Source organism: Labrenzia sp. CP4 (assembly GCF_001579905.1).
Lineage (GTDB): Bacteria > Pseudomonadota > Alphaproteobacteria > Rhizobiales > Stappiaceae > Roseibium > Roseibium algicola.
This window is the reverse complement of record NZ_CP011927.1, coordinates 3,543,509-3,565,885: the sequence shown is the minus strand read 5'-3', so window position 1 is coordinate 3,565,885 and position 22,377 is coordinate 3,543,509. Positions and strand designations below refer to the sequence as shown.

Below are 22,377 nucleotides of genomic sequence, written 5' to 3'. Positions count from 1 at the left end.
GTCTTCGATGAATTTCTTTCGTCTTTTGTATCGTGAAGCGGGCGACAGCAAACGCACCTTCCTGCTGCTTTCCCTGGTGCCCGGGCTGGTCATGGGGCTGATTATCGCCGTCATCAACGCGGTGACGAACTATCAGCAGAACACCGGTCTGCAGTGGCAGTATCTCGGTCTCTTCGTGCTTGGCTGCGCGACCGTTCTCTTCACGATGAATCGCGCCCTCAACATGGCAACCGCAATCATCGCCGATTATCTGTGTCGCTTGCGGATCCGGGTGACCGCGCAAGTCCGCAGTCTGAACCTGGCAACCGTCGAAGAAATCGGCCTGACCCGTATCAGGGCAGCAGTTGGTCGTGACCATCAGACAATCGAGGAAACGGCGCCAGCGCTTGTCGGTCTGATCTATTTCGTCATGCAGTTGGTCATGTCGGCGCTCTATATCTGCTATCTCTCGCCGCTGGCCTTTATCGTCACCCTGGCGTTTCTGGCCGGCGCCATCTTCTTCTATCGCAAGAGCTACCGCGATGCGGAGGAACTGATGCGCCAGGCAAGCCTGAGCGAACAGGCCTTTCACAACAGCTTCGAGAATATTCTCAGCGGCTTCAAGGAAGTGAAACTGAACGCGCAGCGCAGCGACGATCTCTTCCACAACTACATCATTCCGCGATCAGAGCAGGTCGAGGATCTACGGGTGGAATCCGGCCGCTCCTTCAACTATGGTCAGTCTGTCAGTGATGTCTTCTTCTACACGCTCATGGGAACGCTGGTCTTTGCGATACCGTTTTATGTGTCGGACCTCTCGATCCCGGGCAAGATTGTCACGGTGATCGTCTTTGCCAGCGGCGCGATCACCTCGATCATCCGCATGTTGCCGGTGGTTTCGCGTGCCAATCTGGCGGTGTCCAATATCGAGGAATTGAGAGAGCTTCTGGAAAAACACAGCGAAGCCTCGGAAGAGCGCAGCGAAGTGCGGCAGGCAAGGCTTTCCAAAGGCATATCCCTGAAGAAGATCGCCTACACCTATCATAGCGAAGATGGCGACCGCCCGTTTTCGATCGGGCCGTGTGACCTGGAAATTGCATCGGGCGAAATGGTCTTCATCGTGGGGGGCAACGGCAGCGGCAAGTCGACTCTCGCGAAGATCCTGACAGGTCTCTATGAGCCGGATGGTGGTCATTTGTCATGGGACGACAAGGTCGTCAAACCTCAAAACATCGACCGGTATCGCAGCCTGTTTTCGGTCATCTTTTCCGATTTCCACCTCTTCGACCGGCTTTATGGTGTGGATTTGACGGACGAACAGAAGCTTTATGACCTGCTGGAAGACATGAAACTGGACGAGAAGGTTCACTACCGGAACAACAGGTTCAGCACGACGAACCTGTCCACCGGCCAGAGAAAGCGGCTCGCCATGGTCGTTGCCCTGCTGGAAGACAGGGATGTCTACCTCTTTGACGAATGGGCCGCCGATCAGGATCCGGAGTATCGGCGCTGGTTCTATACAGATTTCCTGATGAAACTGAAGAAAGAAGGCCGCACAGTCATCGCGATCACGCATGACGACCGGTATTTCGATGTTGCAGACAAGATCGTCTGGATGGAAGAAGGCAGGATCAGCAAGGTGTCCAGTCCGGCTGATGCCACGGTATGAAACCGTCGGCTGAGTTCGTGACGGTAGAGCCTGGCCAGTGTCCAGGTCACTTCTCAACAGGGTGAAACAGTCTGCCCTCCGATTACCATCTCCAGAGTTCCGGGAGTTAACTTGCCAGGCACCAAGGCGATCATTCTGGGGACGGTCGGCTGCAGCTCCGAGGATCTCGAATCTGCACTGGAAATTCTCTCGGAGGATGAACTACAGCGGTTTCATGCGTTTCATTTCGATCAGGACCGGAAGGACTACGCGCTTGCACATGCTTTGCTGCGGAAAACCCTGAGTGATCTGGAACCCGGTACGGCACCGCGCGACTGGGAGTTCGCGCCAATGGCTACGGGAAAGCCGGCAGTCGCCGGACGGTCAGACCTCGACTTCAGCCTGACGCATACACGTGGCCTGGTTGCCTGCGCCGTGACGAGAGAGGGCGTGATCGGCATTGATGCGGAAACGGATCAGCGCACGGTCGAAGTAGACATGTTGATGCGCGACGTTTGTTCACCCGGAGAAAGACAAGAGCTGGCGAAGGTTGAAGGAGCTGACAAAACCTCCAGATTTCTGGATTTCTGGACGCTGAAAGAGGCGTATCTGAAAGCTGTCGGCCTGGGCATTACAGCCGATCTGACCACCGTCAGCTTTACCTTGGCTGACGATCGGGACATCGCAATTTCCGCGCCGCCCGACCTCCGCCGTCCGGCCAGTTCCTTCCAGATCAGCCGGCGTCCAGGGCACTGGCGTGTCGCGCTGGCGGTCTTTGGCGGAATAGACGCTAGGGACGTTGAAATCATCCTTTGTGAAAAGCGGAGCTTTTGAAAAGCCCCGAAATTTGTTATTTCGCGTCTAGTAAAGTCGATCGACATGAGAACAAGCTTGGATAACGCACCTCGCGGCGTGTCCAGCCTGGACGGTGGACGTCCGGAGCCAGTTCCTTGCAGTTGAAGAAAAATGCAACAGTATCAAGAGCATAAGTTTTCCATCGCCCCCATGATGGAGTGGACGGATCGCCATTGCCGCGCGTTTCACCGGCAACTGACGCGGCATGCGCTGCTCTATACGGAGATGGTGACGACTGGAGCGGTGATCCATGGCGACCGGCAGCATCTGCTAGGCTTTTCCGATATTGAGCACCCGGTTGCCTGTCAGTTGGGCGGATCTGATCCGAAGGACATGGCGGAAGCCGCGCGGATCGTTGCCGATTTTGGCTATGACGAGGTCAATATCAACGTGGGTTGCCCGTCCGACCGGGTTCAGTCCGGCCGCTTCGGCGCGTGCCTGATGGAAGAGCCCGCGTTGGTGGCGGCATGTGTCGAGGCCATGAAGGCCGCCGTCGATATTCCCGTAACCGTGAAATGCCGGATCGGTGTCGACGAACAGGACACTGAAGTGGCGCTTGACGCCATGGCGGATGCCGTTTTTGCTGCGGGCGCAGATGCCTTGTGGGTACACGCGCGCAAGGCCTGGCTCAAGGGACTCAGCCCAAAGGAAAACAGGGACATTCCACCGCTCGACTATGAGAGGGTTCTGCGCCTGAAGCAGCGTCTGCCGGACAGGTTCATCGGCCTCAACGGTGGCTTGCAGACGCTGGACCAGGCGGAGCCGTTCCTGGAGACCCTGGATGGCCTGATGTTTGGCCGCGCTGCCTATCACACTCCGCAGATCATGGGAGAGGTCGACCGGCGGCTCTATGGCGCCAGCGGGTCGGACGTCTCGCCATGGGATGCAGTGAAGGCGCATATGGCTTATCTGGAAGAGCAATTGGGCAAGGGCGTAAAGCTGGCACATATGACGCGGCACATGCTGGGCCTGTTCCACGGGCGTCCGGGGGCTAGGTCCTGGCGGCGCATTCTGACAGTGGAGGCGATCAAGCCCGGTGCTGGTCTGGAAGTGGTCGAAAAGGCGCTTGCAGCGGTCAGTCCTGCAGGAGCCGAACTGGCGGCAGCCGAATAGGACTATCGCGCGGTTCCCGATCCGCTCAAGGCGTCATGATCAACTTGTCGCCTTCGATGCGCCAACTGCGCAGATGATCAAGTGCGGTCATGCCGAAAAGGCTGGAATCGAGCGTCCCCTGGCGCCCGACGAAACCGCGGATGTTGCGCAGCGTGTGATCGCCGATGGTGATCGTGTCGATCTTTACCGGCGCGACCAGTGCACGGCCGTTGGCGGTGGAAACCGGTACTGAAAATGTCAGGTCTTGTGGGCGATAGCCGGCACGCAGCGCGTCTTCATAGGTCAGGACAACGGCACTGGCACCTGTATCAAGCAGAAACTCCGCACGGGCACCGTTGATGCGTCCATCCAGTACAAAATGTCCGCCAGCATCGCGGACAATCAGAATGGTGCCGTCGGGCTGGGTCACGGCAAGTCCGGGTGCCAGTGCTCCAAGAACGCGGTAACCCGCCTGGACCAGTTCCGCCTTGTAGACATAGCCTACAACGAGCAGGGCACAGAACCCTCCCCAGAAAACCGTGCCATGCAGGATTTCGCGGGCTTTCGGCTGGCCGAACAGGAAACTGGCCAGAAAAACGAAGGCGAGTGCGGAAAGGGCAACAACCCGGGGGCCAGTGTCATCGAAGTTGACATTCGCCGGGTCGGTCGGGTCACCAAAAAACGCATAGAAAGCGGCAACGGCCATGACCAGCACCAGAATGACAACCATCAGGCCGCGGTAGTTTCTGGGATTGTTCATCCTCGCACTCCGGGTGGAGTGGTCGACTGAGGCCGGTTCGCCAATTCTGCGAGGATCTGGTTGCGCTTGGCCTCACTGTAACTCGCCCAGGACGCGATTTCGTCAAGAGTGCGCAGGCAGCCTGCGCAAAGGCCTGATTTGGCGTCGATCTGGCAGATGTTGATACAAGGTGACTTCATGAAGCGCATATGGCCGCAGATTGTGGCGTTGCCAAGACTGTATTGGGCGGAAAACAGCGAATAATGACCGGATCAATAGCCGCCTGACGCATAGGTGAACGGCGCGGTGATGACCTTGATCGGCAAGGTAACTGCTGCCTGTGCCGTCGTGCCCACAAAGGACCCCAGGTCGTCACCAAGATTGGCGCCACGGTTGTGGTCGGCACTGGACCCGAGTGCGGAGCTGCCGAGTGCCTTGCGCAAGTCAGGCTGCAGCTGTGCAAGCTGTGCAAATTTCGAATGGTTCGTGCTGTCCAGCGATTCAAGCTCGGTCACGTCGATAACGACAGCACCGAGTTCCGCCAGTTCCTGATCGTTGGAAAAAGCCCCGACACGTTCCTTGCCACCTGCAATGGTGCGCGAGATGCGCAGGGCCTTGTCGTCACGCGAAACGATAACGGTAAAGGGCCGAGGCATCGGGCCAATTCGCTTGAGCTGGGTCTTGAAGAGGTCGATATCGATGTCGGGCGCCGCCAGAACGATGTCGTTGACATGCTTTGCGACAAGCCGGCGGTTTTCCGGTCGTGCCTGTACCGCGGTTTCCATCAACAGCCAATTGCCCATTGAGTGGGCAAGAATGGTGATGTTGTCGGCATTGGTCTTGGCAAGTTCCACAAGCGTTTCTTCAAGGGCTCCGCGAGCAATCGCGGCGCTGTTGAGGTCGTAGACGTAATCCTGAAGCTTGCCGCGCGAGGCCCAGGTAAACAGAACCGGGACGCCCTGGAACTGACTGTCGTTGACAATCTGCGCGAACCGGTAAAGCCCTTCCGGAAAGCGCGTGTTGTAGCCGTGAATGAACAGCATTATGTCGCGTTCGCCACGCGGCAAACTTGCAAGCCTGGCGTTGACAGAACGCCGGAAGGCAGCGTTGTCGGCAATGTAGTCGGCCTTGCGCGCAACAAAGTCGGTCTTGGGGTTACCCGGCAGACTTTCGGGCCACTCGATCTGGCCCGGTTTGTGAGAAGGCGGTACCGAAATCGAGGCTTCCGCGTAATTGACCGCGGCTGAACGCTCACCGCTGAAATAGGTGTCGGGGCGGTCGTCCCGCTGGCGCGTGGTGACGATCAGGATATCATTTACCCTGGCACCAACGACCGGGTCTTCGTTGAGCGCGAGCGCTCCGACTTCCGGCCTTCCGGAACAGGCGGACAAGATGGCAAAAACGATCAACAGGGTTGCTGCGCGCAAACCTGTTGCTTCTCGTCTAACTGAATTGCCCGATACTGACATGTGAGCTATTCCCGCCACCAAGGCCTCTATCCGCTACTCACGGCACCATAAGCATCCCTGCAAGAAAGCCAAGACCAGTGAGTTGTTGAACTGCGCCTAAAACATCGCCAGTGGCTCCGCCAATCTTGGCCACTGCAAGCCGACCGGTCGCATGTGCCGCGGCGATGGCGATGACAAGGGCCAGCAGCAAGGCCGGCAGGGAGAGCAGGAAGAACGCAGGCAGCATCACGGGCAACGTCACAAGAAAAGCTTGTTGCACTGTTGACCGGGACGGCTTTCCAAAGCGAGCTCCGAGCCCTTCAGGTCTTGCAGATGGCAGGCATTGCCACTGCCAGACAAGCAGCATCCGGTTGAGGGCTTCTCCCGCAAGAAAAAGCAGCGCCGCATCAGCCGGTCCGAATTTTTGCCAAAGCGCTGCAAGCAGGACGGCGCGCAGGAATACCGAGATCATCAGGGCGAGAGCCCCAAAGGCTCCGATGCGGCTGTCCTTCATGATGTCGAGGCGTCTTTCGCGGGTTGCACCGCCGAAGAAGCCGTCGGCTACGTCGCTCAAGCCATCTTCGTGAAGAGCTCCGGTCGTTGCCGCAAGAACCGCGGTCAGGAGAACCGCAACGGCCAGAAGCGGCAGTTGAGTGAAACCGAGCGCAACACCGACGCCGGCCGCGGGCAGGGCAATGATTGCACCTGCCAGAGGCGCTGCACGGGCGATCCGAACAAAGTCCGGAGGGGACATCGGGTCGTCTTCGGTGTTGACTGCAGGCAGGGGAAGCCGGGAGAAGAATCGTACGCAAGCTGCCGTGTCCGCGGCGAGTGCCTTGCCCCGGTGCAGCCAGACCTGGTGTCGATCCCGGGTTTTTCCGGACCGCGTTTCAACCTGTGAATCAGGCTCTTGGTCGGTTTCAGAGCTCATCAGGCCGGTCCCGTGCTTGAGTTTTTACCGGGCGAAGTTATAGAACAGCGGCTAAGCGAGACCAAGTGGCCACTCGACGGCCGCGAACAACCGGAACCAAAAGAACATGTCCCTCTCCGAGACCGCGCTGCCCTTTGACGATATCCGCAATCTGGTGAAATCCATGCCGGGGCCGGACGAGGATGCGCTCGCGAGGGTGAAGGCCCGGGATGCGGAGTTGACCAAACCTGCCGGTTCGCTCGGAAGGCTTGAGGAAATTGCCGAATGGCTGGCCGCCTGGTCTGGCAAGGCACCGCCTAAGATCACGCGGCCGATGGTCGGCATCTTCGCGACCGCCCATGGGGTTGCGGATGAAGGCGTGTCCGCGTTTCCAAGTGCAGTCAACCGGCAGATGGTCGAGAACTTCGCGGCTGGCGGTGCTGCAATCAACCAGATCTGCCGCGCTTATGACATCGGCCTGAAGGTGTTCGACCTGGCGGTCGACATGCCGACCCCCAGCATCACGCGGGAAGACGCGATGGACGAAGCCAATTGCGCTGCGACCATGGCATATGGCATGGAAGCGCTTGCCGGCGGGATTGACCTGATCTGTCTTGGCGAAATGGGGATCGGCAACACCACAGTCGCTGCTGCGGTTATAAATGCGCTGTTCGGCGGCAAGGCTGAAGACTGGATCGGGCGCGGTACCGGCGTTGACGACGAGGGCCTTGCCCGCAAACGCGATGCTGTCGAAAAAGCGGTTGCTCGACTGAACGGCGAACGCGATCCGCTGGAGATCCTGCGTCGCATCGGTGGCCGCGAGATTGCAGCCATGACAGGCCTCATCATTGCCGCACGCCTGCAGCGCGTTCCGGTGATTGTCGATGGCTTTGTCACGACGGCTGCTGCTGCTGTTGTCTATGCGATGGACCCGGCCGGTCTCGACCACTGCCTCTTCGCCCATGTTTCGGCAGAGCAGGCCCATGCGAAGGTGCTCGAGCACATGGGCAAGGATGCGCTGCTCGATTTTGGCATGCGTCTGGGTGAAGGCTCCGGTGCTGCACTCGCTGCCGGTATTGCCAAGGCCGCCGCCGAAATGCACTCCGGCATGGCCACCTTCGCAGACGCTGGTGTGTCCGAAAAAGACGACTGAAGCTCTTTCAGGAATTGAAGCGGCCTGAAACCGCTGATGCGGATCAGGCCGATCTTGCCTTGCCGGACGGTACGCCGCTGTCCTTGTCGTTCGGGTCCACCCAGATGACATCCGGCGAATAGTTCATGATCCTGGCTCTCGGCAGGGTGACGATCACCTCCGTGCCTTCGCCGGGCCTGGACTTCAGCGAGAACTTGCCGTCGTGCATGTTGATCAGCGCCTGGACGATGGACAGGCCAAGACCGGTCCCAGGTTCTGCCGTCTTGATGGCATGAGACCCCTGACCGAAAGCTTCCAGTACGGTCGGAATTTCGTCTTCCGGAATGCCGGGGCCCGTATCCTTTATCGAGACGTATTGTCCGCCATCTGACGTCGGTCCGACCTTGATCCAGACTTCACCGTTTACCGGTGTGAACTTCACGGCGTTGGACAGGAGGTTGAGCACCACCTGACGCAGGGCTCGCTCGTCCGCCCAAACGCGCGGCAGGTCAGGCTCGTGGGTGTGGTGAAGCGAAATCGTCTTGGCCTTCGCCCGAACCTTCATCATGGTCCCGCATTCCTCGACGATATCGTCCAGGAAGATCGGTTCCTCATGCAATTCGTGCCGACCGGCCTCGATGCGGGACAGGTCGAGAATTTCGTTGATCAGGTTGAGCAGATGTTGTCCCGAGCCGTGAATGTCTTCGGCATAGGACTGGTAGTTCTTGTTGTGCATCTTGCCGAGCACTTCATCCTTCATGATTTCGGAAAACCCGAGGATGGCGTTGAGCGGCGTCCGCAGTTCATGGCTCATCGTGGCCAGGAAGCGGGACTTGGCAAGGTTGGCAGCCTCTGCGCGGCGGCGCGCTTCGTCCGACATCGCGTTTGCAGTTTCCAACTCGGCGATCAGGTGATCCTTGTCGGCCCGGTATTCCAGCATGGTGTTGGCGTTCTTCAGAAGCTGGTTGCCCAGGATCAGGAAGAAACCTTGCGCGCCGATCGCCATGGCGGCGAGCGTATAGTGGATCGGGTTCACCTGCTGCAGGAAGCTGACGGTGACGATCAGTGTCATGGGCAAGGTGCTGGCAAGAAGGCATTTCGGCAGGGTGGCCGACTGCATCGTGTTCATGGCAACCACGATCAGCAGCGTCGCGAAATGAAAGATGACAAATCCGTCGCCGGATTCACTGGTCTGAGGCAGCAGAAAGAAGCTGGCCCAGCTGCAGCCGTAGACGAAGTCACCAAAGGCGAACCTGCGCCGCCAGTAGATGCGGGCTTTCTGGTCGGACGGAGCCTTCTCGTAGGAATGGCTGGTGATCACCATCATGAAGTGGGTGCAAAGCGTCGCCGTAAACCAGGCGCCGATGAAGAGCGGGTTGATCCACAGAACGGAGATCGCGGCAACGATCAGGGCGAGAAGGGGGACCGCGTAGGCAGCGTTGATGCGGGTGTCGGCAAACAGATGCTGCCGTTCCAGATCGAAAGACGTGTACCAGTTTTCAGGCGTACCGAGGCGGCTGCGCACATCGTTGGCCGAGCGCGCCATCTCACGACGGCGCTTGGCGCGCTGTTCGTTGATGGTGACTTTGTCGTCGCCGGTTTCTGACGCAACCGATGCCATTTGCTGCCCAAAGTTTTGATTTTGTTATCGCGCTGCCGCGTGTTTATTCAACCTGACTCACCATTCCTTAAGATCGTCCTCAAGATCGTGGTAAGGGAAGTGTTAACAGGCTGTGCCAAGGTGCAACTCATTGTCAGAAAAGACGAATTCGAAAACACTCGACAGACTTGCCGCTGACGTGCGGTCGTGCCGGATCTGCGTCGAGAACCCTGAAAAGTCGGCGTTACCGCATGAGCCCAGACCAGTTCTGCAAGTGTCTGGAACCGCAAGGCTTTGTGTCTGCGGACAAGCGCCGGGCACACGCGTTCACCAGAGCGGCAGACCGTTCACCGATCCTTCAGGTGACCGGTTGAGAAACTGGATGGGCATCGACGAGGATATTTTCTACGACGCCGGTAAACTGGCCATCGTGCCGATGGGGTTTTGTTTTCCTGGACTGGACGCAAAAGGGGGCGATCTGCCGCCGCGCACCGAATGCCGCAAGGCCTGGCATGACCGCTTGTTTGCCGCCATGCCGCAGATCGAACTGGTGCTGGTTATCGGCCAATATGCCCAAGCCTATCATCTCGGGTCAAACCGGCAGAAATCCCTTACCGAGACAGTGTCGAACTGGCGTCAGCATTTCGCTCGGCAGATGGACGGCAAACCGGCGGTCCTGCCGTTGCCGCATCCTTCCTGGCGCAACAATGCGTGGCTGAGAAAGAACCCGTGGTTTGAAACCGAGCTGCTGCCGGTTCTGAGAGGCGAGGTTCAGCGCCTTACAATGGTGCCCTAATTGCTGGAATTCGAAAATAATTCTCATTTCGGTGAGAATTGACATTTTCATTGAAACTCAGTTACGAGTTTTTATCTTCAATGAAAATGATTTCCCAACATGTTGCGGTCTGCGCGGTCGGGAATCTCTGTTGCTCCTGGCTGGATCTTGAATTCATGATTGATCGTATCGACCGTCGCATCCTGTCCATTCTCCAGGAAGATTGTACCGTTCCGGTGGCTGAAATCGGCCGCAGGGTGGGGCTGTCGACCACGCCGTGCTGGCGGCGCATTCAGAAAATGGAAGAAGACGGGGTCATCACCGGTCGCGTCGCCTTGCTGGACCCGGCAAAGGTCAATGCGAAGGTAACGGCCTTCGTCGCCATTACCACGAGCCAGCACTCCGAAGACTGGCTGAAGAAATTCGCCGATGTCATCCGGGAGTTTCCCGAAGTGGTCGAATTCTACAGGATGGCAGGTCAGGTCGACTATCTGTTGCGTGTCGCCGTGCCGGACATCGAGGCCTATGACGCCTTTTACAAGAAGCTGATTTCCCGGATCGACATTTCGGATGTCTCGACCACCTTCGCCATGGAGCAGATCAAGAACACCACGGCCTTGCCGCTCAGCTATGTGGCACCGGAAAAGCCTAAACCCGACCGGGACAAGTGAACTGGCCGGCAACACGATCTGCTCCGGCCAGCGAACCCCTGAGGTTCATTCGGTCTTCTGGTTGGTTCACGTGGACGTTTTGGGCCAATAGGTGCCGATGCTCCAGATGTTTCCTTCAGGATCCTGGCAAATGAATTCTCGGCTGCCGTAGTCCCGGTTCGTCAACCCCTCCAGGATTGTCGCCCCAGCTGCAGTGGCGCGGTCGAACAGTTTGTCGGCATTCTCCACAGCCAGGTAGATTGCCTTGCCGCAAGGGCCGTCCGGATGTCCGATGATCTTTGCAAAAGCGTCGTCTCGGGCCTGACCGATCATGATCATGGCTGAACCGAAGGCCAGCTCTGCATGCACCACAGTGCCGTTGTCGTCCCTGTGTACTTCGTGTTCGACAAACCCGAATGAATCTGCGAGCCACTTGATCATGGCATTGGCATTGCCGAACCGGAAAACGGGATAAATTCTGCTTGCTTCATGAGACATGTCGTACCTCCTTTGATGAAGGAGGTGATAGCTCTTCGCGATTTTGCGGGATTGAAGTTTTGTTACCTACCAGGTGTTGGCAGTGCCATTCAGCAGCCGTGCGCGCCAGGCTTCCGGTGAGTGACCGGAAAACTCGGAAAAGTCCCGAATGAGATGGGCCTGATCGGCGTAACCGCAATCAACCGCCAAGCCGGCCCAATCGATGTTGCAGCGGTTCTGTGCATGTTTGAGCACCTCGCCGAAGCGGATCACCCGGGCAACCGTCTTGGGCCGAAGGCCAATATCCTTCCGAAATTTTTGTGCCAGGTGCTTTCGGGTCCAGCCAATCTCCTTAGCCAACGATGTGACTGAGACCTGGCCTCCGGTTTCAAGTAGCCGTCGCAACACATGATCCGCCGGCGTTCGTTGGACGGTGTCTTGCCGTAGACGTTTGATGACGTAGGCAAGGGCATGATCGAGCCGCGCATTCCAGCTTGTCAGATCCTCGATCCGGCGGACAAATTCAGCCAGTTCCGGTTCCGCGACATCGGCAAACGGCAACATCTGGTCCGTCAGCAGGTCCATTGGGAACCGGAAAAAATGACGGGCACCGACGGGAGTAAAGTTGATCTGCAGGCATTTGGCACGGCCATTTGACTGAATGAAAACCGGAGAACTGCTGAGCCCAGCCAGAAAGGTGGGGCGCTCATTTTCAGCGGTTGGATGCTGACCGAGCGCGATTTCAAACGGATCGCCGAAACTCAGGATGAGCGGAATGGTCAAGGAGGCAGTTTCAACCTGCCTGTTCGTCTGCGGGTTTCGCTCTTCGTAGCCGATGATGTCGGTGAAAAGGCTGCGCAAGTCCGGCGGTGCTGTCCGGCGCCAGAAACCGGCATCAATGCCGGGGGGAGCCGAGAAGGAGGGCGGTGAGGCGTCTTGCGAGGTGGTCATGATCCTTCCTTGTCGGGGCAGGATAGGATCAACTCGGGTCGTGGTCACCCATAATCATTCAGTCTTAACGGGACCCAGCGGATGGCGCGCGCGAAATCTGGCGAATTCCGCATCGGATACGGTTTTCCCGGTAAAGATCTCGATGTAGTGGGGCATGCGCTGAAGCCTGGGGCCAAGCGGCTCGCTCGGCCGATCCTTGACGATGGAGATATAGCCGATCTGCGTCAGATACATGGTGTTGGCTCTCACGTCGGCCGAGGCATGTTCATAGCCAAAACGTTCGAACATCGCCGTAAAAGCCTCGATCCGCACCCGGTCGGCTTCTTCCAGCATGGGCGTCAGGTCCGGATCCGCGTGTGCCCAGTTGCGCATTGCAAATTCCAGCCGGGAATCGAACAGCTCCGGCAGCAGCCACAAATCGAAAAGGTTCAGGATCGCCTCGGTGATTGTCTCCGCGTAATCCTCGGTCCGTTTGACCAGATTGCCGGTGTTTTTCGTTTGCCACTGGGTGATCAAGGCGTCGAGCAGGTCGTTCCGGTCTGAGAAATGGCCATAGAAACTGGTCCGCGACAGACCGAGCCTGTCGGCCAGGGGCATCACCTTGACGGCATCAATGCCATGTTCAATCAGCGCCTGATAGGCAGCTTCGATCCAGATTTCACGCGTGCCGCGCCAACCGGACGTTTTTTCGATCAATAGGTCGCTCATGTGCTTGCGATAACAAAGCACCGGCCTGCCGGCAATCAAAATTGACACCAATGTCGACAAAAGCGACACATATGTCGCTTTTCAGACTTTTCAAAGATGATCGGTGGGAATTAATCTTTGCAAACCTGAGGAAATCCGTGACGCGGTGGAATGCCCGGAGAGGAAAGAGATGTCGAAAGATCCGTTGTTGCAGCCCTATCAGCTGAAACATTTGACGCTGAAAAACCGGATCATGATCACGTCGCACGAGCCTGCCTATCCTGAGGATGGCATGCCGAAGGACCGGTATCGCGCCTATCACGAGGTCCGGGCAAAGGCCGGTGTCGCACTGACCATGACCGCCGGCTCCGCGGCCGTCTCTCGCAACTCGCCGCCCGTCTTCAACAATATCCTTGCCTACAAGGACGAAGTCGTGCCGTGGATCAAGCGGCTAACGGATGCCTGCCACGAACACGATTGTGCGGTGATGATCCAGCTGACCCATCTTGGTCGCCGGACACACTGGAACAAGGGGGACTGGTTACCTGCGGTTTCGTCCAGCCATGAACGTGAAGCAGCGCACCGGGCCTTTCCCAAGCAGGTCGAAGAGTGGGACATCGCCCGCATCATAGCCGACTATGCCGACGCGGCGGAACGCATGAAGGCCGGAGGGATGGATGGCATAGAGCTGCAGGCCTACGGTCACCTGATGGACCAGTTCTGGTCGCCGGTCACCAACACGCTGGATGGGCCGTACGGTGGTTCACTGGAAAACCGGATGCGCTTTTCACTCGAAGTCATCGAGGCGGTTCGGCAGAGGGTTGGTGACGACTTCATTCTGGGCATCCGTTTTACCGCGGACGAGGATCTGGACGGAGGCATCACGGAAGACGAAGGTCTTGAAATTGCCCGCCGCCTGAAGGCTACGGGACAGGTCGACTTCCTCAATGTCATTCGGGGTCACATCGACACCGACCCTGGCCTGACAGACGTGATTCCCGTTCAGGGCATGCGCAACGCCCCGCATCTGGATTTCGCCGGTCGCATCAAGAAGGAAGTCGGCATGCCGACCTTCCATGCAGCCAAGATCCCCGATGTCGCAACAGCGCGCCATGCGATCGCCGAAGGGCTTCTGGACATGGTCGGCATGACGCGCGCGCATATGGCCGACCCGATGGTGGTCAGGAAAATTGCCGAAAAGCGGGAAGGGGATATCCGCCCCTGTGTGGGAGCAACCTATTGCCTCGACCGCATCTATCAGGCTGGCGATGCGCTTTGCATCCACAACCCGGCAACAGGTCGGGAATTGACCATGCCCCACGAGATCCCGCTCGCGGAAACGAAAAAGAAGGTGGTCGTCGTTGGCGCAGGGCCTGCCGGCATGGAAGCGGCGCGCGTTGCAGGTGAACGGGGGCACGATGTGATCGTGTTCGAGGCAGCGCCACATGCCGGTGGTCAGGTCCGGCTGACAGCGCAATCCGAGCGCAGGCGCGAAATGATCTCCATAATCGACTGGCGAATGGACCAGTGCCTGGCGAAAGACGTGAAGTTCCGTTTCAACACTTTTGCAGAAGCTGAAGATATCGCGGGAGAAAACCCGGATGTGGTGATCGTCGCAACAGGAGGCTTGCCGCATACGGAAGTCCTGAGCGAGGGCAATGATCTTGTTGTCTCTGCCTGGGATATCATTGCTGGCGACGTCAAGCCGGGCAAACGTGTTCTCGTCTACGACGATGCCGGTGATCATCCCGCACTTCAGGCGGCCGAGATGATCGCAAAATCAGGCGCTCACGTGGAGATCATGACGCCGGACAGGTCCTTCGCCCCGGATGTCATGGCAATGAACCTGGTGCCTTACATGCGATCGCTGCAGGACAAGGACGTTCGCTTCACGGTCACCTACCGCCTGAAAGCTGCAAAGCGTTCCGGGAACTTGATCACCGCGGTCGTCGGAACAGACTATTCCAACCACACGGAAGAGCGGGAGTTCGACCAAATCGTCGTCAATCACGGTACAATACCGATGGACGAACTCTATTTCGAGCTGAAGCCGATGTCGAAAAACCTTGGTGCTGTTCAGCAGGAAGCGTTGATTTTTGGCCGCTCGCAGCCTCTTGAGGCCAACCCGGATGGCACATTCGCGCTTTTCCGCATTGGGGATGCAGTTGCGGCTCGCAACACCCATGCGGCAATCTATGATGCGTTACGTTTGGTCAAGGACATTTGACGTGATGCTGCACCGCACGCGGAAAATTTGGGCAGCGTCTTACATGGATAAGCAAATGACGCTTTTGCGCTACGGCGGTGGGGTCTGGTGGGCCTAACGTTCCCGGCAAGGACAGGCCGGGAGACTCGGCCAAAGAGGATGTGTCACCATGTTCAGCGATGCGGAAATTCTATCACTTCTGATGGGCCGACGAGCCGGGTATTCTTTGCCCCAGGCCTTCTACACCGATGCCGACGTCTACCAGGCGGACCTGAAGAACATCTGGCAGAAGGAATGGATTTTCGCCATTCCGTCTGCCGAGCTGCCGAAGTCGGGAAATTACGTCACGCTTCAGATCGGCGATTACAACATCATCATCGTGCGTGGAGCCGACGGTGTCATTCGCTCATTCCACAATTCCTGCCGTCACCGCGGCAGCCGCATTTGTGCTGCATCCAAAGGTTCGGCGCCCAAGCTGGTCTGTCCGTACCACCAGTGGACCTACGAACTCGACGGCAAGCTTCTGTGGGCGCGCGAAATGGGGCCGGAGTTCAAGCCGGAAAACCATGGACTGAAGACCGTACACTGCGTGACTGTTTCAGGCATGGTGTTCATCTGCCTTGCTGCCGTTGCTCCCGACACCACGGAACTGGAAAAGCAGGCTGAACGCTATCTCGGCCCGCACGACCTTTCCAACCTCAAGGTTGCCCACCAGTCGACCATCGTCGAGCAGGGCAACTGGAAGCTTGTTCTGGAAAACAACCGCGAGTGCTATCACTGCTCCGGGTCGCATCCGTCGCTATGCCGGACATTCCCGGACGATCCCAACCTCGTGGGTGGTGACGATTCAACCTCTTCCAACGTCGGCAAGGCGCATGTGGAACGCTGCGAAGGCGCAGGGCTTCCGTCCAGATTCCTGATTTCGCCGTCCGAGCAATGGCGTTTCGTGCGTATTCCGTTCCTGGGAGATGCGGTCAGCTACACCATGGATGGCAAGGCGGCCGTTTCCAAGCGTATTGGGTCCGTGCCCTTCGACAACGCGGGGTCTTGCCTGTTCTTCCATTATCCGAACACCTGGAACCACTTCCTGTCCGACCAGGTGCTGACATTCCGCGTTCTGCCGATCAGTCCCATGGAAACCGAGGTGACAACCACCTGGCTGGTGCACAAGGACGCTCAGGAAGGGGTCGACTACGACCTCAAGCGGCTGACGGAAGTCTGGGTCCACACCAACGATGAGGACCGTCAGATCGTTGAGGAGAACCAGATCGGCATCAAGTCGCCGGCCTATGAACCGGGGCCGTATTCTCCGGCTCAGGAAAGCGGCGTCATCCAGTTCGTCGACTGGTACGCCCGAACCCTGGAAAACGGTCTGATGGGCCGTTTCCGTGTCGCGGCGGAGTAGTACGATGATCCCGATGCCCGGACGCGATACGCCGGTCTGGTCCGACAGTGAAGTTCTGGAATGCGTGAGTGTTCTGCCCGAGGCGCCGGGGGTGAAAACCTTCACCTTCCGTCCGCCATCAGGCGCGACTTTCGTCTATCGGGCAGGCCAGTTCATCACGCTCGATCTCCCGGTGCCTGGCGGAAACGTTCAACGCACCTATACGATTTCCTCTTCGCCGGTGACCAACGCCTATATCTCCGTAACGGTAAAGGTCCAGCAGGACAGCGTCGGTACGAAATGGATGCTGGAGAACCTTGTTCCCGGCATGCAGATCAAGGCTTATGGACCGGCTGGGCTGTTCCATCTGCCGCGCAATCCGGACAACAAGTACCTGTTCATTTCAGCCGGTTCCGGCGTTACGCCCATGATGTCGATGGCGACGACGCTTTTCGAGCGCGGTGAGGATCCGGACATTTGTTTCATCCAGTGCGCAACGCGGCCTGTTGATCTGATATTCCGCAAGCGGCTTGAGTACATGGCGAGCCGCGTGAACGGTTTGCAATTGCACTTCGTCGTCACGAAGAGCGATCCTTACGAGGTCTGGACCGGTTATCGCGGGCACTTCAACCAGCTGATGCTGGGCCTCATGTGCAACGACTATCTGGAGCGCGAAGTCTATTGCTGCGGCCCCGAAGGCTTCATGGAATCCGTGCGCGAGATCCTGAACTCGCTCGGTTTCAACATGGAAAACTATTTCCAGGAAAGCTTCCAGGCGCCGGCAGAAACCAAGGCTGAACTGACAGAGTTCGATGACGTCGTACCTCAGGATGACGTGCAGGCCCAGATCGTCTTTGCCAACTCCAAGGTGTCTTCCTGGTGTTCGGAAACCGACACGGTTCTGGCCGTTGCAAAGGATGCAGGGCTCAATATCCCGTCGGGCTGTACGTTCGGTGTGTGTGGCACCTGCAAGGTGAAGAAACTTTCCGGTGAAGTTCACATGGTCCACTCTGGCGGCATCAGCGATGAAGATATCGAGGCAGGTTTCATTCTGGCCTGTTGCTCGAATCCGATCGGTACAGTCGAGGTCGACATCTGAGCCGGAGATAGTCGAGGAAATATTCAAAATTTGCGATGTATCAATGGCGCGGGCATGAAGAGCGGAGTATTCTGGTCTTCATGCTCGGGAGGACGTCGCATGTTTGAAAGTTTCAGGAAACCGTTTCGGATCGCAATTGCTTTTGTGGGCCTCGCAGCTTGCGGCGCCGGAGCCGCCAGCGCCCAGTCAATTCCGGAAGGCGTTACCGCCTACCAGGTTTCAGCGGCCTTTGATGATGTGCGTTTCGATCTTGAAAATGCCATCGTCAATCATGGCCTGGTCATCGATTACGTCTCACACATAGGCGACATGCTGGATCGCACATCACAAGATGTCGGTGGTCAGAAACAGATCTTCGTCAAGGCGCAGGCCATGTTGTTCTGCTCGGCCAATCTCTCGCGCAAGGTGATGGAGGCTGACGCTGCGAACATCGCCTATTGCCCCTATTCGGTATTCGTCTACGAAACTCCGGACCAGCCTGGCACCGTAACGGTCGGATATCGTCACCTCGGTGAAACAGGCTCTGAGGAATCCAAGGCGGCCATCGGCGAAGTGAATGCCTTGCTGGATGCCATCGCCAAGGAAGCGGCAGGTCAGTAAGCGGCAGTCGATAATAGATCGACAGCTACATTTGACTAGATGTCTGCAGCCTTGTTGAGGCGGTTCAGAACCTTCTCGGACGAAAGCTCCCGGACAGCCGCATTACCGACCTTGCGGGCTGTCCGGTTTTCGGATGCTGCCAGGTCTTCGGCAATCGCGAGAGCGGCGCCATGCAGAGGCAAGGAGCGTTTGCCGATCTGGCGGAGGGCCCAGTGCACCGCTTTCCAGACAAAGTTTCGCTCGTCCGTGGCAGCTGCGCGGATCAAGGTAAAGTAGTCCAGAAACTCGGATTCGGGCGCTGTCTTGGCGTGGACGGCACGCCAGGCGATCAGCGCAAAGGCAGCCCGCCGGACGAATTCGCGTTCGTCTGCGGCAAGTGCCGGAACCAGTTCATTTGAACCGGCACGCCGGGCCAGAACATTCATGAGCTGATCGCACAGATCCCAGGAATTGATGTCGTTCAGCCATTGAAGGGCGAGCTCGGGTGCCAGGTGCCTGGGTGGGGTCAGAAGGATTGCCAAGAGCCGCGCTTCGTGAAAGCCGCTGGCCCAGAGTTCCCGTGCAAGGTCCGGGGAAGGGCCTATGGATCTGGCCAACGGACGCAGCACAGAGAGTGGAACGCCGAAGGCCCGATCTGTTTCGATGCCAAACCGCGCCATTCCAGCACGGTTCGGCTCCGTTCCCGCTTCACGCAGATCGTTCAATATGTTTTCAAGCGTGAAGGTCGTGTCCGGAACATGGGGCATATGGGTGCCCGTTTATGACTTGTCGGCGTTTTCCAGGCGGGCAATCAGGCTGGACGTATCCCAACGTTTGCCACCCATGGCCTGAACTTCGGCATAGAACTGATCGACCAGCGCCGTAACAGGCAGGCGGGCACCGGTATCATTTGCGGTCTTCAGGCAGATGCCGAGATCCTTGCGCATCCAGTCGACCGCAAAGCCATAGTCGAACTTGCCGGCATTCATGGTCTCCCACCGGTTTTCCATCTGCCAGGATTGGGCAGCCCCGCCTTTAATTGCGGAGATGACCTTGGCGACGTCGAGATCCGCTTTCTTGGCAAAGTGGATGGCTTCGGAGAGGCCCTGCACCAGGCCGGCAATGCAGATCTGGTTGACCATCTTGGTCAATTGCCCTGCACCGCTTTCTCCCATCAGGCCCGCGAATTTGGCGAAGCATTCGATGACCGGCTTGGCCTTGTCGAAAACATCCTGGTCTCCGCCGCACATTACTGTCAGGACACCGTTTTCGGCACCTGCCTGGCCACCGGAAACCGGGGCATCGATGAAGCCGCAGCCCTTGTCCTTGGCCGCTGCATAAAGTTCACGGGCAACTTCGGCAGACGCGGTGGTGTTGTCGACAAAGATCGCGCCTTCCTTCAATCCATGAAAGGCACCATCTTCGCCGGTCGTGACGGAGCGCAGATCATCGTCGTTTCCGACACAGGCAAAGACGAAGTCGCAACCTTCAGCTGCTTCCTTCGGGGTCTTGGCGAAGTTGCCGTCATATTCGGCAGCCCATTTCTCGGCCTTAGCAGTCGTGCGGTTATAAACCGTGACGTCGTGCCCACCCTTGGTTTTCAGGTATCCGGCCATCGGATATCCCATGACGCCCAGACCGATAAATGCAACCTTTGCCATGACGACGCTCCCTTCGCATGCGAAGGCCCGGAACGAGCCGGGCCTTTAATTGAACTGGTTCATCATGGTTTTAGGCCATTTGCCACGTGCTGTCAGCTTAGATCCAATAGGGCCCGCGCTGCCAGAGCCGCAAATGACGTTCCCGCTTCGCCGACTGGGCGTCCAGGTGCCGCTGGGTGCGCGGATCCGGACGAGTGTTGCTGGAGAACCGGGTTGCTTCCAGGAAGCTACGTGCGTAAATATCAAACATATGCTTACATCCTCTCGCTGCGTTGTGTGAGAGTAATGTGGCTGTTTATGGTTGCTGATGCCAGTCAGGAAGATTTTCAAAATGTAAGGTGAATTTACATATGGATTGGCGATCTCTCCCATCCCTGAACAGTCTGAGAACCTTTACTGCCGTTGCCGAGACCTGCAGTCTCTCGGCCGCGGGAAGAGAATTGAACGTCACTCACGCGGCTGTCAGTCAGCAGGTCAAGGCACTGGAGCAGTTTCTGGGGTTGAAACTGATTGTCCGTGAGGGCAGGGGCATTGCATTGACCCCTGAAGGCAAGCAGCTCTTTGAAGGTCTGAGCGAAGGCTTTGAAATCATCAGGGAGACAGTCGATGAATTGACGCGGGAAGATCTGGTCCGTCCGCTCAACATCACCATGACGCCGTCCTTTGCCATAAGTTGGCTGATGCCGCGGATCAGCGATTTCCGGCACAAGCATCCCGACATCGAACTGATGCTCAATCCGACGGCCGAAGTGGTTGAGCTCAGACCTGGCGGCGTCGACCTGGCGATCCGCTTCGGCAAGGGCAACTGGACAGGGCTTGAATCGGAACTGTTCATCCCAACGAATTTTGCGGTGATCGGTGCCAATTGCCTGATCGGAGACAAGAAGATCGAAAGCCCTGAAGACCTTCTGGAATTTCCCTGGTTGCAGGAATATGGCACCAACGAATTGACCATCTGGCTGGAGCGCCAGGGCGTCGTGCCCAAGGGCAAGCTCAACATCACCCATTTGCCAGGCTATATGGTGCTGGAAGGGTTGCGGCGGGGCGATGGTATTTCAGCCACCGCCAAGACCTTTGTCGAGCCTGAAATCGAGGCGGGTAACCTGAGGGTCCTATTTGAAGACGGCGTTTATCCGGGGACGGGATACCATCTGGTGACCCGCCCCGGTGTCAACCGTCCACCGCTCAAGGCCTTCATGAGCTGGCTCAGGGCCATGCGCGCCGAACAACTCTCCGATTAGCCTGGGCAGACGTCAGATTGCAGTGAGGGCCTGCTCCATGTCCGCAATCAGGTCGTCGCAATGCTCGATGCCGATGGAAAGCCGCAACAGGTTCTCCGGAATGCCGGAGCCTTCGCCCTCGATGGTGAAACGATGCTCGACAAGACTCTCGGTACCGCCGAGGGAGGTTGCTCGTTGGAACAGGTCAAGCGCACCGGTGACATTCAAGGCGGCCGTTTTGTCGCCCTTGACCTGAATGGACATGAGCGAGCCAAAACCGCCGGTCATCTGGCTTTTTGCAAGTTCGTGATGAGGGTGGCTCTTGACGCCGGGATAAAGCACGGCTTCCACTTTCGGGTGTTTTTCGAAGTGTTCCGCGAAAACCTGTGCCGATCTGTTCATGCGCTCCACACGCAATGCAAGTGTCCTGAGGCCCCGGAGCAAAAGCCAGGTTTCGAACGAACCGAGCACGGCGCCGGCCAACTTGCGTTCCTCGGTCAGAAACGCCCAGGCTTCGCTGCCGGCATTGTCTGTTGTGACAACGCCACCAAGAAGGTCTGAATGACCGTTGAGGGCCTTGGTCGCCGAATGCATCACCAGGTCCGCTCCGAGCGACAGAGGCTTGAGGATCAGCGGTGTTGCGGCGGTCGCATCGACGGCAAGCAGGGCGTCCGCCTGTTTGCACTGGTTGGCGATGTTCTTGATGTCGGCGACCTTCAAGAACGGATTGCTGGGCACTTCAAGCCAGACAAGATCCGGGCGCGTGACGGCTATCTCGTCCTGGAAGGACTGAAGGTCGCTTGCATCAGCCTCTACGAGGGCAATGTTGTTGCGTGCACACATCTTGCGCAGGAACAACGTGGTCCCCCAGTAAATGCCGGACTGGGCAAGCAGTGTGCCGCCTGGCTTGACGATGCGGGCGACGGCGGCGACAGCGGCCATGCCGGATGCAAACAGCCGGCTGTCTTCTCCCCCTTCAAGAGCGGCAATCAGTTTTTCGGTCTTCTTGAAAAGCGCATTGTCGTCACGGCTGTAGATATGCCCCGGATTGACCAGCTCATAGGTTTCGTCACGCACGAATGTGGTAGCAGTCTGTATCGGCGGCACGACAGCGCCTGTTGCTGCATCAAAACCGCCGCCGCCATGGGCCAGCAGGCTGTCGAGGTGAAGGCCATGGGCAATGGAGGGCGTTTTCGGCATGGGAGAGCTCCGTGAATGGGTGTCCCTTCGGGTTATCGCCGTCCGCTTGGATAATCAAATGAAAACAATCCATTTGGGAGAGCGG

23 protein-coding genes are annotated in these 22,377 nt (G+C 57.8%); 11 read left to right on the top strand and 12 right to left on the bottom strand.

Annotated elements, in window-relative coordinates; translation table 11 throughout:
* Positions 1–7 precede the first annotated feature (7 nt).
* The 3 genes from ACP90_RS16460 (at position 8) to dusA (ending at position 3,595) form a co-directional block, all read left to right on the top strand.
* Positions 8–1,648 carry a cyclic peptide export ABC transporter gene (locus tag ACP90_RS16460; RefSeq protein WP_062488966.1) on the top strand — a complete coding sequence of 547 codons (1,641 nt, stop codon included), beginning with the start codon at positions 8–10 and terminating at the stop codon, positions 1,646–1,648.
* 111 nt (positions 1,649–1,759) lie between these two features.
* Positions 1,760–2,461, top strand: coding sequence for a 4'-phosphopantetheinyl transferase superfamily protein (locus ACP90_RS16455; protein WP_062488965.1), 702 nt, complete (start codon positions 1,760–1,762; stop codon positions 2,459–2,461).
* Between the two features lie 132 nt (positions 2,462–2,593).
* Positions 2,594–3,595: a tRNA dihydrouridine(20/20a) synthase DusA gene (gene dusA, locus ACP90_RS16450; RefSeq protein WP_062488964.1), complete on the top strand. Its 1,002-nt coding sequence runs from the start codon at positions 2,594–2,596 to the stop codon at positions 3,593–3,595.
* Positions 3,596–3,620: 25 nt separating this feature from the next.
* Here the strand turns inward: dusA and ACP90_RS16445 are convergent, their stop codons facing one another.
* From ACP90_RS16445 to cobS, 4 genes are all read right to left on the bottom strand, one after another.
* On the bottom strand, positions 3,621–4,334 hold the full coding sequence (locus tag ACP90_RS16445) for a TIGR02281 family clan AA aspartic protease (protein ID WP_062488963.1): 714 nt from the start codon (positions 4,332–4,334) through the stop codon (positions 3,621–3,623).
* Positions 4,331–4,513, bottom strand: coding sequence for a DUF1289 domain-containing protein (locus tag ACP90_RS28025; RefSeq protein ID WP_208993348.1), 183 nt, complete (start codon positions 4,511–4,513; stop codon positions 4,331–4,333). The genes ACP90_RS16445 and ACP90_RS28025 overlap by 4 nt, the downstream gene beginning before the upstream one ends.
* 72 nt (positions 4,514–4,585) lie before the next feature.
* The gene (locus tag ACP90_RS16440) at positions 4,586–5,740 is read right to left on the bottom strand and encodes an alpha/beta hydrolase (protein WP_208993347.1); all 1,155 of its coding nucleotides are present in this window, start codon (positions 5,738–5,740) and stop codon (positions 4,586–4,588) included.
* Positions 5,741–5,819: 79 nt separating this feature from the next.
* The gene (gene cobS / locus ACP90_RS16435) at positions 5,820–6,692 is read right to left on the bottom strand and encodes an adenosylcobinamide-GDP ribazoletransferase (protein ID WP_082809762.1); all 873 of its coding nucleotides are present in this window, start codon (positions 6,690–6,692) and stop codon (positions 5,820–5,822) included.
* A 106-nt stretch (positions 6,693–6,798) separates the two neighbouring features.
* Between cobS and cobT the strand changes: the two genes are divergently transcribed.
* The gene (gene cobT, locus ACP90_RS16430) at positions 6,799–7,824 is read left to right on the top strand and encodes a nicotinate-nucleotide--dimethylbenzimidazole phosphoribosyltransferase (protein ID WP_055653840.1); all 1,026 of its coding nucleotides are present in this window, start codon (positions 6,799–6,801) and stop codon (positions 7,822–7,824) included.
* A 43-nt stretch (positions 7,825–7,867) separates the two neighbouring features.
* Here cobT and ACP90_RS16425 read toward each other — a convergent pair whose 3' ends face one another.
* Positions 7,868–9,424 (bottom strand): HAMP domain-containing sensor histidine kinase, encoded by a 1,557-nt coding sequence (locus ACP90_RS16425; protein WP_022999494.1) that lies wholly within the window; start codon positions 9,422–9,424, stop codon positions 7,868–7,870.
* A gap of 130 nt (positions 9,425–9,554) precedes the next feature.
* Here ACP90_RS16425 and ACP90_RS16420 point away from each other — a divergent pair, with 130 nt between their 5' ends.
* Both ACP90_RS16420 and ACP90_RS16415 read left to right on the top strand, forming a co-directional pair.
* Positions 9,555–10,199, top strand: coding sequence for a uracil-DNA glycosylase family protein (locus ACP90_RS16420; RefSeq protein ID WP_062488961.1), 645 nt, complete (start codon positions 9,555–9,557; stop codon positions 10,197–10,199).
* A gap of 158 nt (positions 10,200–10,357) precedes the next feature.
* Complete coding sequence (locus ACP90_RS16415) at positions 10,358–10,849, top strand: Lrp/AsnC family transcriptional regulator (protein ID WP_031268819.1); 492 nt, start codon at positions 10,358–10,360, stop codon at positions 10,847–10,849.
* 66 nt (positions 10,850–10,915) lie between these two features.
* On the opposite strand, the gene ACP90_RS16410 is transcribed toward ACP90_RS16415, so the two are convergent.
* The 3 genes from ACP90_RS16410 to ACP90_RS16400 all read right to left on the bottom strand — a co-directional run bounded on the left by ACP90_RS16410 (position 10,916) and on the right by ACP90_RS16400 (position 12,964).
* Positions 10,916–11,326: a VOC family protein gene (locus ACP90_RS16410; protein ID WP_062488960.1), complete on the bottom strand. Its 411-nt coding sequence runs from the start codon at positions 11,324–11,326 to the stop codon at positions 10,916–10,918.
* Between the two features lie 66 nt (positions 11,327–11,392).
* Positions 11,393–12,256, bottom strand: coding sequence for a helix-turn-helix domain-containing protein (locus ACP90_RS16405; protein WP_062488959.1), 864 nt, complete (start codon positions 12,254–12,256; stop codon positions 11,393–11,395).
* Between the two features lie 54 nt (positions 12,257–12,310).
* On the bottom strand, positions 12,311–12,964 hold the full coding sequence (locus ACP90_RS16400) for a TetR/AcrR family transcriptional regulator (protein ID WP_062488958.1): 654 nt from the start codon (positions 12,962–12,964) through the stop codon (positions 12,311–12,313).
* Positions 12,965–13,133: 169 nt separating this feature from the next.
* Between ACP90_RS16400 and ACP90_RS16395 the strand changes: the two genes are divergently transcribed.
* From ACP90_RS16395 to ACP90_RS16380, 4 genes are all read left to right on the top strand, one after another.
* Complete coding sequence (locus ACP90_RS16395) at positions 13,134–15,170, top strand: NADH:flavin oxidoreductase (RefSeq protein WP_062488957.1); 2,037 nt, start codon at positions 13,134–13,136, stop codon at positions 15,168–15,170.
* A 148-nt stretch (positions 15,171–15,318) separates the two neighbouring features.
* Positions 15,319–16,554, top strand: a complete 1,236-nt coding sequence (locus ACP90_RS16390) for an aromatic ring-hydroxylating dioxygenase subunit alpha (RefSeq protein ID WP_031268817.1) — start codon at positions 15,319–15,321, stop codon at positions 16,552–16,554.
* A gap of 4 nt (positions 16,555–16,558) precedes the next feature.
* Positions 16,559–17,632, top strand: a complete 1,074-nt coding sequence (locus ACP90_RS16385) for a hybrid-cluster NAD(P)-dependent oxidoreductase (RefSeq protein WP_022999486.1) — start codon at positions 16,559–16,561, stop codon at positions 17,630–17,632.
* 99 nt (positions 17,633–17,731) lie between these two features.
* Positions 17,732–18,232 (top strand): DUF302 domain-containing protein, encoded by a 501-nt coding sequence (locus ACP90_RS16380; protein WP_062488956.1) that lies wholly within the window; start codon positions 17,732–17,734, stop codon positions 18,230–18,232.
* Between the two features lie 35 nt (positions 18,233–18,267).
* On the opposite strand, the gene ACP90_RS16375 is transcribed toward ACP90_RS16380, so the two are convergent.
* From ACP90_RS16375 to ACP90_RS28440, 3 genes are all read right to left on the bottom strand, one after another.
* Positions 18,268–18,978, bottom strand: a complete 711-nt coding sequence (locus ACP90_RS16375) for a DNA alkylation repair protein (protein ID WP_062488955.1) — start codon at positions 18,976–18,978, stop codon at positions 18,268–18,270.
* A 12-nt stretch (positions 18,979–18,990) separates the two neighbouring features.
* A complete protein-coding gene (locus ACP90_RS16370; protein ID WP_062488954.1) occupies positions 18,991–19,872 on the bottom strand; it encodes an NAD(P)-dependent oxidoreductase in 882 nt (293 codons plus the stop codon).
* 97 nt (positions 19,873–19,969) lie between these two features.
* Positions 19,970–20,122 (bottom strand): hypothetical protein, encoded by a 153-nt coding sequence (locus ACP90_RS28440; RefSeq protein WP_022999482.1) that lies wholly within the window; start codon positions 20,120–20,122, stop codon positions 19,970–19,972.
* A gap of 100 nt (positions 20,123–20,222) precedes the next feature.
* Here ACP90_RS28440 and ACP90_RS16365 point away from each other — a divergent pair, with 100 nt between their 5' ends.
* Positions 20,223–21,113 carry a LysR substrate-binding domain-containing protein gene (locus ACP90_RS16365; RefSeq protein WP_062488953.1) on the top strand — a complete coding sequence of 297 codons (891 nt, stop codon included), beginning with the start codon at positions 20,223–20,225 and terminating at the stop codon, positions 21,111–21,113.
* Between the two features lie 12 nt (positions 21,114–21,125).
* On the opposite strand, the gene ACP90_RS16360 is transcribed toward ACP90_RS16365, so the two are convergent.
* Complete coding sequence (locus ACP90_RS16360) at positions 21,126–22,292, bottom strand: PLP-dependent aspartate aminotransferase family protein (RefSeq protein WP_062488952.1); 1,167 nt, start codon at positions 22,290–22,292, stop codon at positions 21,126–21,128.
* Positions 22,293–22,377: the final 85 nt, after the last annotated feature.